This window comes from Wolbachia endosymbiont (group A) of Alloplasta piceator, assembly GCF_964028505.1.
Lineage (GTDB): Bacteria > Pseudomonadota > Alphaproteobacteria > Rickettsiales > Anaplasmataceae > Wolbachia > Wolbachia pipientis.
The window spans coordinates 1090351-1104137 of record NZ_OZ034793.1; the positions used below are offsets into that span (position 1 = coordinate 1090351).

Sequence of the window (13787 nt, forward strand, 5' to 3'; positions counted from 1 at the left end):
TTGTAATATAGTCAAGAGAAATAAAATACTAAATACTTTTTCTACAACCTTACAATTAATTTTCCTATAATATGCTGGACTCTGAGTAGAAAAATCCAATAAAAGAATAAAAAGTACAATTTTTTATTGTACTTTAAGCAAATATACTTTTAACTTTATTATTAATCTATTACGGTATTAAACAGATGTTTTCTAAAATAATGAACAAATATGCAATCTTATAAGTTTTTAGAGGAAGTATTATATAGGGTAAAGAATATCGAAAATACGCTAAAAGTACTAAACCAAAGCCAATTGAATATAGAGGACAAAGTTGAACAAATGAGCCTTCTAGAAGAAATCAGACATGAAATTATCTCTCATGACGTAATAAAGGAATCATTAGCAGATGCTCTTGGTAACAAAAAAAGTGCAAATACTCAGCAGCTAAAGTTAATAGAGAGAATACATAAGAGCAACAGTGCTGTTCCTATTGATTTAGTAAAATCTTTGTCCAAAGCTAAAGTTGAATGCCAAAGTTTATGGAGGCTAACCAATTCTGAAGCCAGTAACTTGGAAAAACTAAAAGAACGTTTTACTGATTTAATCAAACTCATTCGCGAAGTAGCTTCTATAAAATCGCAGCAATTAAAATGCTCAAAATACGACTCACTGCTTGCTGACTATGACTCTGATATCACAGAAAAGAATATAAAGGAAATATTTCCCAAGGTAGGCAAATTCTTTAGTGGAAATGTAGATAAAATAATTGAAAAGCAGAAAAAGGATAAGGTTACTAATATACAAAAAGTTGCTACTCAGAAGCAGATTGAACTTGGCTCGTCATGTTTACAGCAAATGGGTGTCGCACTGCATGAGGTTCGTACTTCTTATTACTACCCTATAGATTATGATGAATCTGACTTTTGTTATGGTTTATTTTCTCTTTTACGGCATAGTGGTTATGCAATTTATCAAAAATGTTTAGCGCAAAATTCTATAAGTAGCCCAATTACGAGACATGTTATGTATGAAACTCAAGGGTTATTCATGGAAAGGATGATTGGAACATCCAGAGAATTTATTGAGTTTATTCAACCACACATAAAAGAGAAATTTGCTATAAAAGGCAAAACTAACGAGAAAGTTAGCAGTGTTGAAAATTTGTACTTGATTTTCAATGAAATAAACCTTTCTTCTTTTTTAAAAAATGCAGATGAATTTAGTCTGTTAGCTCATATTATGTTGAGAACTAGGTTAGAACAAGATATAATAAATGGTACATTGGAAGTCAAAGACCTGCATGATGCGTGGCTGGAAGGTATGAAGCACTATAAAATTCCAGTAAAAGCTGAAAATGAGCTAAACACTTATTTTCAAGATGAATATTGGGCAAGCGGTGTTATGGGCTACTTTCCTATAAAAATTATTGCTTTAATTGCTGCTGTGCAGATTTTCTCTTGCGTTAAAAAGAATCATTACGAATCATTAAGTGCTATAATAAAAGGAGATTTTAGTTTACTTATCAGTTGGTTATCTCAAAATATATACAGTGCAAAGTGTGGCCTGGAACTGCTAAAAAAAGTAACAGGTAAGGGTTTAGACGTTGAGTGCTGCATTAGCTACTTATCTGGAAAGTATAATTTGTCTTAATAAATGATTTTCTTGAGTTGCGTATGAATTTTGTTCGAAAATTAACCGAAAAGTTTTGTAGTCTTTTCACTTTCAAAGGTTTATTTGCTAGCGATATTGCTATAGATCTTGGCACTGCAAACACTTTAGTTTATCAGAAAAATCAGGGAATAGTGCTTGATGAGCCTTCAGTTGTAGCAAGAATAAAAGAAAAAGGAAGCTACGTTCCTTATGCTTTTGGTAAAAAAGCTAAAATGATGCTTGGAAAAACGCCTGGAGAAATAGAGGCGATAAGGCCCTTAAAGGATGGAGTTATTGCTGATTTTAAAAGTGCGGAAGAAATGCTAAAATATTTCATACGCAGTGCAAACACAAAATTCACTGTTAATAAACCTAATATTATCATATGCGTTCCATCTGGATCCACGCCAGTTGAAAGGCGTGCTATACAAGATGCAGCAGAAAGTGCTGGTGCAAATGAAGTATTTTTAATTGAAGAACCAATGGCTGCAGCAATCGGAGCTGGGCTCCCGGTTACTGAACCTGAGGGTTCTATGATTGTTGATATAGGAGGCGGTACAACTGAAGTTGCAATTATTTCTTTAGGCGGAATTGTTTATTCACGTTCTGCCAGAGTAGGTGGCGATATTATGGATGAAGCAATAAAATCATATATTCGTGAAAATCATAAGTTATTAATCGGTGAAACAACCGCTGAGAAAATTAAGAAAAGCATAGGTTCAGCCAGTCTGCCAGGTGAAAATAACAAAGAGGGAATGATAATTAAAGGCAGGGATTTAGTGAGTGGCATGCCAAAAGAAATGCTTTTATCAGAATACCAAGTTGCAGAGAGTTTAATAGAGCCTGTACATCAGATAATTTCTGCTATTAAGACTGCGCTGGAGAGCACTCCACCTGAACTTTCTTCTGATATAGTCGATAGAGGAATAGTTTTATCCGGTGGTGGTGGATTATTACGTAATCTAGGTAAAGTTATCAGTGAAACAACAAAATTACCGGTTCGTGTTGCAGATGACCCACTTTGTTGTGTTGCCTTAGGTAGTGGAAAAGTGCTTGAAAACATGGATTATTTTGGCCATGTTTTATTCAAGCAAGATTAAATTATTTTTGAAGGTAGTTTATCGAATTGTTTTGATGGAATTATGTAATATAAATGAGATCCCAGTGTCATGCACCAAGTAATTTGAAGGCAACTTCTAGCAGAAAAGGGTGTCATCCGAGTAGCTAACACTGGGATCCAGGAAACTTGATTACAAATAAATATGCTGTTTTAATGAATTTGTGTAATAGAAGCTAGATTCCAGTGTCAGCTACTTTCATGAGATTATCTACTATGTAAATTGCCCCCAAATCAAAACGTTTGCACAGTTGTATGTTGGAATGACACAAGATTTGCGTTTATAAATTAAGGCGGTTATGCTAAAAGAATTTGAAATTGAACCTCTGCTAAAAGATAAAACTCCGCACCAGACTAAGGCTGTTGTTGCAATGTCCGGGGGAGTTGATAGCTCGGTTGCTGCAGCACTGCTACATAACCTTGGGTACCAGGTGATAGGTGTGACTCTTCAACTCTATGGCACTGACGGTAATGCTAACGCAAGAAAGGGTGCATGCTGCGCTGGACAGGATATTTATGACGCTAAGCGTGTAGCTGAAAGTGTTGGCTTTCCTCACTATATTTTAAACTATGAGGAAATATTCAAAAAGGAAGTAATAGAGGATTTTGCGAGTACCTATATGCGTGGGGAAACTCCCATACCATGCGTGAGATGTAACCAAACGGTAAAATTTCGTGATCTATTACAAGTTACAAAAAATCTTGGTGCGGATGTGCTCGTAACAGGACATTACGTGAGAAGGTTAGAAAAAAATGGTGAGGTAAAGTTGTGCAGAAGCATTGATAAAAGTAAAGATCAAAGTTATTTTTTGTTTGCTACAACTCAAGAGCAATTGAAGCTTTTGCGATTTCCACTAGGTGGGTTCTATAAAAGTGATATAAGAAAATTAGCAAAGTATTTCAGCTTACAAATTTCTGAAAAGCCGGACAGTCAAGATATATGCTTTGTTTCCGAAAGCTATAGTAAAACAATAGCTAAATTAGCTCCACAATCTGTACAGAAAGGTAAAATAGTGGATGTTAATGGAAAAGTGCTAGGCGAGCACAGTGGCATAGTAAATTTTACAGTGGGGCAAAGAAAGGGCTTGGGTATCGCACACAATGAACCTCTTTATGTGATAAAAATTAATACAGAAAATAATGAGGTTATAGTAGGTCCGATCAACGTATTAATGCAAAAAAAAATATTGATCAAGGAGTTAAATTGGTTAGAACAACCAAAGGAAGGTATGGAAGTAACTGTGAAGCTGAGATCATCACATGCGGGAAGTTTAGCAACAATACATTCAACTGACGAAAAAAATAAAGCCTGTGTCATTTTAAACGACGATTACTTTGGCATCAGTCCAGGTCAAGCCTGTGTAGCGTATAAAGATGAGCAAGTTATCGGCGGTGGATGGATATGCTCTTAACTAAAAGCTTTAATGCAGAGTGTAAACATACAATAGACTTCTTGCATAACCATATAACATTGGGAATAGAAACAAAAAAACTTGCTTGACAAACTCCGCCAGCCCCCTTACCATGAAACTGAAGCTATTTATTTATCTTCTCTGTACAGATTAAATGACAAAAAAACTCACGTATCTGGCCTCTCATGTTTAATTTTTTGCACTATGTGCACTCTATGTCTTTATCAAATTTCTGGGTTTTTACCTACACAAGCTGAAATACGCTTATAAAGCATTTAAAACATTAAAAAACGCCAACTTAAAAAATGGATAGTGAATAACTAGCTACCCTAGGGTTTTTTTTGCCTTTTTTTCATTTGGTAAATTTCTTAATGTTTGTAGCTAAACGACAACCGTCATCCCGCTGCGTGTTAGCGGGATCTCTTGTTAGTGGCTGAGATACCGCGGCGGTATAGCTATACCTTTTTCTACTTAGTTTGGGTTATGCAAGAAGTCTAATAACATTTATTGCTATTTTGCCATGTATCCCTTATACTATAAAGTAGAACATTATAGGTTTTAGCAATGGTTAAAGAAGTTGAAGAATTAATAAAAATTGTTGGCAAGGGCAATTTATTAGAGGCTTTGTTTATTCGTTGGGGCAGTTATCAACATGCTGGATTAAAATGGAGAGATCATAGAAATCATTTTGGTTTGCCTGAATTCATTGGAAAAGAAAAAGAACCATTAGATAAGTATTTTAACTTAAAGTTTAGTCTACAAGGGCTATTCTTAATTTATGCTCAAGCTTATAGAATTCTTATAGAAAATGTTCAGCTCAATACTCAAGAAGTAATCGACAAGATATATATGTCAGTTAGCAAGGGTGAATTAGAGGAACAGTTAAGTTCAATAATTAGTGGTGAGCAATCAACAGAAGATCAAAAAAAATTAAAGCTTCTTAATATTTTAGCGAATCCAAAAGGCAAAACTTTATTTAACAATAATAATGATTTTGAGAAACAAGTACTTAATAATGTTAAAAAGTTACTAAAGATAAATTATGCAAATGAATTTGATAAAGAATTTAGCTTATGTAAAGAAGTAATCGATCACTATTATTCTATCCACAATATAAAAGTAGATAAAGATATAGCATTACTATTTTCTAGTTATGGCATATTTTCTATACATACCAAAGATAATGATATTTCCAAAGATAAAGATATTTTATCGCTTAATCAATATATTAATGAGAAAGCTAAAATGATCAATACACCACTGTATTTTGATTACATTGTGAGATTATCACAAATGTTAAGCAAAATCGAGTTACTAAGTAGAGATGGAACCATCAAATATACAGCCGACTGTGAAAATATGGATTGGCAAGAGGAAGAATTGAAAATGAATGGATTAATATGTCCTATAAATAGAAAAAACACCCTAGAGCAACTGTTAAAAAACCAAAATAGTGATGAATTTGAACAATTAATAACGAGCCCTGAGAATATATACTACTCAGTGTTGCCAGAAGAGAATGAATATAGGCCAGATCTCATTGTCAGCAAGAAAAAAGAAAAGGACCATAAAAACACAGTCTGTAAACTTATTTTAGGTATGTTTGTATTATCTGTTGGGTTATATGTTGCTGATTATTTCTTTATGGAGCAAAAATTGTTCAACTCAATAAAAAATGTTTTGCCACAAGACAACCTTACTAACCTGATAGTTGGTGCGGTGCTTACTATTGTAATAGTATATGCTTTATTTCAATTATCACAGAAACCACCACTTTCAACAGTCGATGATGTGCAGAATAAAAAATTAGAACCGCTCCATGCAAAATAAGCTTAGAACTACATAAATGTAGCAACTTAAAAGCACATATTGTATAATGCTTATTCTTAAGTTAAGAGGTAATTTATGGATTTAAGTAAAATAACAGCGGGACCAAATGCGGTGAATGTGGTAATTGAAATAAGTGCAAATGCTGAGCCTGTAAAGTATGAATTTAATAAAGAGCTTGGGTTGTTACAAGTTGACAGATTTTTATCTACCTCAATGACTTATCCTTGCAATTATGGATTTATACCAAATACCTGCGCAGGTGATGGTGACCCTGTGGATGTTTTGGTGCTAACTCAATTTCCCTTAGCATCTAGTGTTTTAATATCGGTACGTCCAATAGGCGCATTACTCACTAAAGATGAAAAAGGAGAAGATGAGAAAATATTAGCAGTGCCTGTTTCCAGTGTTGATAGCTATTATGACAATATAAAGAACTATTCTGATTTATCTAAAAATCTACTAGATAAAATTACTCATTTCTTTTCTCATTATAAAGATCTAGAAAAGGGAAAAACAGTAGCAGTTGGAGAATGGGTTGGTGTAGAAGAAGCAAAACAAATTGTTGCAAGCTCTATTAAAAGCGGAAATTAGTTTTTGTTGATTTATAGCTAAAGTGGCTCTACGATTTGAAAAACAACAAATTCGTCATTCCGCTACGTGTTAGCTGATGAGATACCGCCCACAACTGTACGAACATTGCAATATGGCACATAGTAAACGATGTCATCCCAGTGCTTGACACTGGGATCCAGACTTTCCGTAAAAACGTTATATTTTAACATAACACTTATATGCTCACCAACTTAGTGCTAATCAAAATCCTGGATCCCAGTGGGCTTTGTTGCATCGCTCTTCGGATAGTAGGTAACGTACAATAAATTCATGAAGCTATCTCAAACTTAGCCATGCCTATTTCAGTAAATTTGTTAAGCAAATAACATTTGAGTAGCAGTTCCCTCTCACGATTCATTTCAGATTTGTTCCTAAAACTAAATCCAAATGTCTTTTTTAATCGCGAGAAAAAACCTTCTATATAAGATCTTTTTCCATAACTCATCTCTTTTTTCCACTTCTTTATACCATCTTCATCATATGACTTTATGAGCTTGACTGCAGAATTTCTCTCAGCCATATAGTCTAACTTTGGATGCTCTGCTGCGTTGTTTTTCGGAGGAATTTTCGTTTTTATACCATATTGATTACACAGCTTATAGAGCTTTTCTCTGTCATATGCCCTATCTGCATATAGTACTTTTATGACATACTGAAAATCGACTTCTTTTAGCAAATCACAAGCTCCATAGTGATCAGAGTAGACACCGTTACTGTATTTTACAGCTATGGCTTTTTTGCTGTTTGTATTCAACATTACATGCAATTTTCTTGTCTGTTCATAGCTGCGATACTTTCTATCTTCGCTATTTTCTTTGCTATGACCAGGAGTGTTGTTGTATATACTAATTCCTGTACTGTCTATAGCAATTTCGATATCTTCCATATTATTTTCTGCAATCATTGATCTTAATATTGAGTTTCTTAAACCTTCTTGATGATTGTGAATAGCTGATAACTTGCAAATTTTTCCCAATTTGCTCAAGGTATCCTGCTATAAACCCAACTGTTTGCCTCAGGCCTATTCTAAATAAACAAGTTATTATGTGCACCAAAATTACAACTTTATCGCTATAAATATTGTTGCCACCTGGTATTTTTGGACCATTCTCGTACCACTTTTCTATGGCTTCGTTGATATAATGAAAAATATTTCCTCTTTTTTCTAGAAATTTGTTATATTCGCTATGGTTACTGACCCTCATTTTTTGTGGCATATTTTTTCTTCAACAGTTAAATCGCTATTTATAATGAATTTTGTCAGTAACTGCCAGTTCTTTTCACTTGAGCGATGCAACAAAGCCATCCCAGTGTCAAGCACTGGGATGACAAGAAAGGGAGCACTGGAATTTTTGTTTCAGCATTAGCCATGCATCTGAACAGATACAAATATTGCAATTAAAAGCATTAGACAGGCGGTAGAGGTCTTGGTATTATGTAATCTTTAGGTTCTAAATTTGGAAGGGTGGCCGAGCGGCTGAAGGCGGCGGTTTGCTAAACCGTTATACGACCCAAAAGTCGTATCGAGGGTTCGAATCCCTCTCCTTCCGTATACTGTTTTGAGCACGGTCTAAATTCGCTATATTAGCATGTTTTTAGCCTATTTACCAGCGTACCTGATTTTGTTGCAATGGTTTTTATTTCCATTGTCACTGAGATCACTATTAAAAAGTTGGCTAGCATTGACTCAGTATTTATTATAGAATTGGTTATTAACTAAACAACTTTACTTGTATGTATAAAATACTAATCTTACTGTTGATAGTGTTGCCACTTAGGTTGCTTGCAACCGAGATTGAAATTGTTGCAGATATAAATGGTGAACCAATTTCAAATTTAGATATCGAAAAACGCATCAACTTTATAAATTCATTGTTTGGCACTCAAAGTGTTAATCAAAAAGAAGCAAAGCCTCAAGTGCTTAGGGAGCTAATAGACGAAATTATCATTATCAATGAAGCACAGAGGCTGAATATAAAATTGAGCAACGAGGAGTTAGATAATGCTATTATGTTATTTTTAACCCAAAGTTTTAAACTTAAGGCTAATGAAGTTGATCAATACATAGAGAAGCATAATATAGATCTTGGTATTTTAAGAAAACAAATAAAATGTCAGTTACTGTGGAGCAAAATTATTGAAGTAAGAATTGTGCCATTTATTAATATAAGCGATAAAGAAGTAGATGATGTAAAAAGGCAAACAGAAAAGCCGGATTATCTTATCACGTTCCAAGAGTTTATAATTCCTGATCAAAAAGACAAGGACGTTTATGGTATAGCTGAAGATTTAGTAAAAAAATTACGCAACAGTAATAACCCAGAATCTCCAATAAAGATGCGTAAAGCAACAGTTAATTTAAGTCAGCTAAAAGGAAAACTCAAGAGCGTTTTAGAAGGATTAGAAACCAGCGACATAGCAGGTCCATTCAGTTTTAGTGAAGGTTACTCTGTTATAAAAGTAATAGATAAAGTACAACTTAATCATGCACTGCTGGAAAGCACTTTAAAATTAAAACAGATTGTGGTTGAAGGTTCAGAAAGTTTATTAGATAATCTCAAGGAGCAAAAAGTTAATTGTTTAAATTTTGATAAATTGGCAGATAATTTTAAGTTGCCAAACGCAAAGGAATTTGAAATAAAAATGCGAGATTTAAATCCTGATTTACAGATTTTATTTAGTAAAACAAGTGTGAATGAAATAGTAGAATTGAGAGAAAATGGCACTGCAAAGTTGATGATGTTGTGTGATATCAAGAGTAATGTAGCGGGTATAGAAGCAATCAAACAGAAAATGTACCAACAAAAGATTATGATACAAAGCAACTTGTTATTAGATGATATGCGTAAAAATGCAGCTATCAGTTATCGGTATAGTTGAAGTCAGAGAGTGTCCTTGTCTTTGTGTATAGAACTATATAAATTACTTTGTTCTATAAAATTTCAAAAAATTTGAACAAATGCAGTTAAAATAGCACATGAAGAATATAATGCTAATTGGTGGTGGAGTTGGAAATGCAGTGTTATTTTCGATAGGGAAGGCATGTCTTGAAAATAATAACAAGGTTTTGTACTTTGCTGGCTATAAGAAGTTAAGTGATGTATTTAAACGAGCACTGATAGAGCGTGCATCAAATGCAGTAGTTTGGGCATGTGAAGAAGGATTGATAGAAACAAGCAGAGATCAAGATAAATCCTTTCATGGTAATATAGTTGATGCAATAGTCTCTTATCAACAAGGAAGATTAGGTATTAATTTGAACGTTATAGATAAAATTATCACTATTGGTTCTGACAAAATGATGAAAGCTGTGAATGAAGCTAGAAAAACAATTTTAAAGCCATATCTGAAATCAGGCCACATAGCGATATCATCAGTTAATTCTCCTATGCAGTGTATGATGAAAGAAATCTGCGCTCAGTGTGTGCAGCAACATATAAATGCGAAAACAGGAGAAAGGAGTTTTGTTTATAGTTGCAGTAATCAAGACCAGGATATGGGGTGTGTTGACTTTGACTTTTTAAGTGAGCGCTTGAAGCAAAATAGTTTACAAGAAAAACTTACTGCAAAATGGATAGATCATGTTCAAAGATATTAAACAGCACAAAAAGGAAATAAGAGAGCAATATAGAGCTATAAGAAAAGATATTGATGAAAGTTATTCCAGCTATGCGGCAAATTCCCTTATTAATCTCTTTAATCAGAACTTAAGCTACGTTAAAGGCAAAACAATAGCAGCTTACATTCCAATGGATGAGGAAATAGATGTTGTGCCTTTGATGCATAGTTTACTCGATTTAGATTATAAAGTAGCAATTCCTAATAAAAATAAGTTACTAAAATTTGAGGAATGGAACGAAACAAATGAAGATGTAATTCCCGACACAATCATTACTCCTGTTATTGCTTTTGATGATCATTTTAATAGATTAGGTTTTGGCGGTGGTTGGTATGATACAATGATAGAAAAACTGCGGCCACTTGGAAAAATATTTATAGGTGTAGCCTATGAGAAACAATATTGTAAAGATTTACCTGTAGAAAAACATGATCAAAAATTGGATATTATAATCACTGAGATGTGTGTTAGATGTGGAAGTGGATTGCTCAAGAAAGTGGATAGAAAGGAGTAGATCCCTATCTTTCCCATTCCCTCCCCAAGCCATCAGAGGGTTTTATTTTCTTCTTCACTCACTCGTTCAGTACTTGAATCACCTAATTGAGAATCTGGCTCCATTTCCTGAGCTTTCTCATTAACTTTTTGTTCTACATCTTCTATTTTACCGTTACCAATAGCCATAATTGCAGGTTGAAATTTATTTATAAGATCATTAAGTGCTTTCATATCTGCTACATGAGTACTGATACCAATTCTCATTGTTGTCCAGTCAAATAGGAAACATTGCAGAGTTGTTTAATTGTGGAGCTGGCAAGAGAAGTAATAAATTTGCACAAAGCACCCTCAAGTAGAGCAATTGTATCGTATATTTTATTGCGCAAAATGTTCTGTTTTATATATAACCAAAGCCTCTCAACAGGATTTAGCTCAGGTGAGTATGGAGGTAGGTATATAATGTCGATATTTTTAGGTACCTTTAAATTTTTTGACCTATGCCAACTAGCACAGTCCATAACGAGAAAAGCCTCTCGTGTTTCTAGATATTGCGAAATTTGCTCAAGAAATATGTTCATGCAATCAGTGTTGACATTTGGTGCAAATAAGCTAGAACTCTCTCCATTTCTAGGATTAACTGCACTATAGAGATAGAAATTTTGCCTACCTAATTTTGTTTTAACCTGTGTTCTAATCCCCTTTTTAAACCACCCATGTCCAACTTTTGAATGTGTGCCAAACCGTGATTCATCAAAGAAAAATAGCTCTTTTTCTGGATACTTGCTAATAGCTCCATTGAGATTTTTTTTTGAATTCCTCTTGTTTGCTTTTATCTTGTCCATTATGAACTGGTCTTGGTGTAATATATGAGAATTTCATCTTTTGCATATGGCGGTGTACTGTAGATTTGCTGATATTTAATCCGAACTTTTCCTGGATTCTTATTCTCATTTCTTTAATGGTGATATTAGGATTTTCTTCTATCCACTCTTCAATTTGCTGTAGTTGAGCCTGATTTAATTTAGTTTTTCTACGACGTTGTGAAGGAGCAAACAGTTTTTCTTCTCTGCCAATTTTCAAGAGTTTTACCCACGAAGTTAGTGCGCTTCTTGAAATGCAATATATTTTTGCTACAGCCGTTATACTGTACTTTTTTGCTGCAATTACAGCATTTAGTTTTTTTGAAACATATGCATTATTCCTTACTTTCTTCAGCATTTCTTTTGCTGATTCTACTACTTTTTCATCCAATAATTTTGATCTTAATGCCATTTAAACCTCGCTATTTTACTTACTTCAGTATGGCTTTTCTTCCATCATTGTCCATCTGTTTGCCCTGTAATGGGAATTGGTATTATTATAGCTATAGTTCTACATGAATTACAAAAGTAACATTTACTAGATCTTAATATTTTAGATCTATATTTTAATAAATAATGAGCTGTAATTAGTATGAATAATCCATTTAAAAGTGAGAACTATAAAAAAAATCTCGATTCTCTGATCAAAGCTGTAAAGCTAGGAAATGCAGAGAAACAATATAACAAAACGTTAAGGGATTTATCTCATGCATTAGAAGGTTTTACAGGTGAGGCAAAAGGTATAGCTGAGTTTGTTATATATACTGACTTGAACAATTATGTAGAACAGCCATTAGGTCTTTTTAAAACATTAATGAATAGAATTTTGGGAAAAAATTTTCCAACCAAGAACAGTAGTATAAGTAATTTTTTAAATGATGAGTTGTCAAGTTTCACTTTAGAAACAGCAGCTAAGTATACAAGAATTTTAAAAAAAATTGATCTCTTGGAACAATTAGAAAAAGATTTCAGAAAAAATAATATTTTAAAAGATTCTTTAAATTTAGAACAAAGTGAAAAGAGTCAAGGAAAAGATAGATCACACGAAGTGAGTTTGGAAGGTAGAAAGCAAAAGGAAGGTACTTTTGAGCTGCGAAAAGAAGAACAGCCGAAAGAAAAATTAGGTGGTAATCGCATGAGGCAAATAAAGCGACCAACAACAGCACCTCCGGCTGCTCCAGATTCGAGGAAGGTACGCTTTAAATCAGAAATATCCTCAGATGGAGAAAGCAAGGCAAAGTCTACATCTTCTTTACTAAAAGGAGCTAATAGTTTTAGTATGCCTGATGCTAAGGAAAATCCTTCTGAGGATTCAGGCTATGAAAGTTCATTAGATCAGGGGTCTGAATATGAAGACATATCAAATTATCAAGAGAAAAAGCAAAAGGAAAATCCTTTATATGAGCAGAGAGAAGATTCAGGCTATGGAAGTTCATTAAATGAAGAGTCTGTATACAAAGAGATATCAAATTATCAAGAGAAGAAGAGTAAAATTTTAATAGAAAATTCGCAGAGTTCAAAATCGCCCAAAGAAGAGCCAATTTATGCAACAGTTCCTAAAGAACATATAGAAGCAAAAAGAGAACGTAAGCAGAAACAACAACCTCAATCCCTCGTACCACCAAAACCACCGCAAGTGCCAAAAAAAATGTTTACTACTGGTCAAGAAGTTAGACAAGAATCGAAAGTGGTAATCAAAGATAAACCTGCAGTACCGCCAAAGCCTAAAAATCTAAGCCGTGCTAATCAAAAAGTAAGCACAGAGCCAAAAGTAGTAGGAGTAATTCTTAAAAAATCAGCTGAAAGAGTACCACTAAAATCTGAAAATCAAGACAATAGGAAATCAGCACAAAAAGCTGCTGGTAAGGCGATACCAAAAGTAGCAGCAGCTACTATGAAAGGAGGAGCTAATCGCGAGATGGGCAGTAAAGTAAAGGCATTAAAAGAAAAATTTGAGCAAAATCAAGCAAAAGGAAATGCTAATGTACAGCTTGCTGAAAGCAAAACCACTCCAGCAGCACAAGCGGATATCGGTGTGAAGAAAAAACAATCTCATTCATTTCTAACAGAGAATAAAAGATCTGCAACGAAACACGTAACAGCAAAATCTGATCCAAAATCTCATGTCAGCAAAAATTCCCTTCTCACGCATGCAAATGTAAAGGAAATGGTTGCACAAATTGAGAAAGGAAAAGGAGGAAGATAGTAAC

General features: G+C 34.0%; 13 protein-coding genes and 1 tRNA gene. 10 read left to right on the forward strand and 4 right to left on the reverse strand.

Annotated features, from left to right (window positions below; all coding sequences use genetic code 11):
* Positions 1 to 210 precede the first annotated feature (210 nt).
* The 5 genes from ABWU31_RS05400 (at position 211) to ppa (ending at position 6582) form a co-directional block, all read left to right on the forward strand.
* On the forward strand, positions 211 to 1632 hold the full coding sequence (locus ABWU31_RS05400; RefSeq protein ID WP_077188438.1) for a carboxypeptidase: 1422 nt from the start codon (positions 211 to 213) through the stop codon (positions 1630 to 1632).
* Positions 1633 to 1655: 23 nt separating this feature from the next.
* Positions 1656 to 2732: a rod shape-determining protein gene (locus ABWU31_RS05405; RefSeq protein WP_236514315.1), complete on the forward strand. Its 1077-nt coding sequence runs from the start codon at positions 1656 to 1658 to the stop codon at positions 2730 to 2732.
* 316 nt (positions 2733 to 3048) lie between these two features.
* Positions 3049 to 4161 (forward strand): tRNA 2-thiouridine(34) synthase MnmA, encoded by a 1113-nt coding sequence (mnmA, locus tag ABWU31_RS05410; protein WP_006279545.1) that lies wholly within the window; start codon positions 3049 to 3051, stop codon positions 4159 to 4161.
* 564 nt (positions 4162 to 4725) lie between these two features.
* A complete protein-coding gene (locus ABWU31_RS05415) occupies positions 4726 to 5991 on the forward strand; it encodes a hypothetical protein (protein WP_338482664.1) in 1266 nt (421 codons plus the stop codon).
* 75 nt (positions 5992 to 6066) lie between these two features.
* Positions 6067 to 6582 (forward strand): inorganic diphosphatase, encoded by a 516-nt coding sequence (gene ppa / locus ABWU31_RS05420; RefSeq protein WP_077188435.1) that lies wholly within the window; start codon positions 6067 to 6069, stop codon positions 6580 to 6582.
* 289 nt (positions 6583 to 6871) lie between these two features.
* Here ppa and ABWU31_RS05425 read toward each other — a convergent pair whose 3' ends face one another.
* Complete coding sequence (locus ABWU31_RS05425; protein WP_353271095.1) at positions 6872 to 7507, reverse strand: transposase; 636 nt, start codon at positions 7505 to 7507, stop codon at positions 6872 to 6874.
* The gene (locus ABWU31_RS05430; RefSeq protein ID WP_007548762.1) at positions 7491 to 7820 is read right to left on the reverse strand and encodes a transposase; all 330 of its coding nucleotides are present in this window, start codon (positions 7818 to 7820) and stop codon (positions 7491 to 7493) included. The genes ABWU31_RS05425 and ABWU31_RS05430 overlap by 17 nt, the downstream gene beginning before the upstream one ends.
* A gap of 242 nt (positions 7821 to 8062) precedes the next feature.
* On the opposite strand from ABWU31_RS05430, the gene ABWU31_RS05435 reads away from it, so the two are divergent.
* From ABWU31_RS05435 to ABWU31_RS05450, 4 genes are all read left to right on the forward strand, one after another.
* Positions 8063 to 8153, forward strand: a tRNA-Ser gene (locus tag ABWU31_RS05435).
* A gap of 184 nt (positions 8154 to 8337) precedes the next feature.
* Entirely contained in the window at positions 8338 to 9483 is a 1146-nt protein-coding gene (locus tag ABWU31_RS05440; RefSeq protein WP_338976901.1) for a SurA N-terminal domain-containing protein, read from the forward strand.
* A 97-nt stretch (positions 9484 to 9580) separates the two neighbouring features.
* Positions 9581 to 10201, forward strand: a complete 621-nt coding sequence (locus tag ABWU31_RS05445; protein ID WP_006279429.1) for a hypothetical protein — start codon at positions 9581 to 9583, stop codon at positions 10199 to 10201.
* On the forward strand, positions 10185 to 10736 hold the full coding sequence (locus ABWU31_RS05450; protein WP_077188443.1) for a 5-formyltetrahydrofolate cyclo-ligase: 552 nt from the start codon (positions 10185 to 10187) through the stop codon (positions 10734 to 10736). The genes ABWU31_RS05445 and ABWU31_RS05450 overlap by 17 nt, the downstream gene beginning before the upstream one ends.
* Positions 10737 to 10768: 32 nt before the next feature.
* Here ABWU31_RS05450 and ABWU31_RS05455 read toward each other — a convergent pair whose 3' ends face one another.
* Positions 10769 to 10981 (reverse strand): hypothetical protein, encoded by a 213-nt coding sequence (locus ABWU31_RS05455; RefSeq protein WP_353271158.1) that lies wholly within the window; start codon positions 10979 to 10981, stop codon positions 10769 to 10771.
* A protein-coding gene (locus ABWU31_RS05460) for an IS630 family transposase (protein WP_265029767.1) occupies positions 10978 to 11989 on the reverse strand; the annotation gives its coding sequence in 2 pieces (ribosomal slippage) (positions 10978 to 11526 and positions 11528 to 11989; 1011 coding nt in all). The genes ABWU31_RS05455 and ABWU31_RS05460 overlap by 4 nt, the downstream gene beginning before the upstream one ends.
* Positions 11990 to 12169: 180 nt before the next feature.
* Between ABWU31_RS05460 and ABWU31_RS05465 the strand changes: the two genes are divergently transcribed.
* Entirely contained in the window at positions 12170 to 13783 is a 1614-nt protein-coding gene (locus ABWU31_RS05465; RefSeq protein WP_353271159.1) for a hypothetical protein, read from the forward strand.
* The last annotated feature ends 4 nt before the right edge of the window (positions 13784 to 13787 follow it).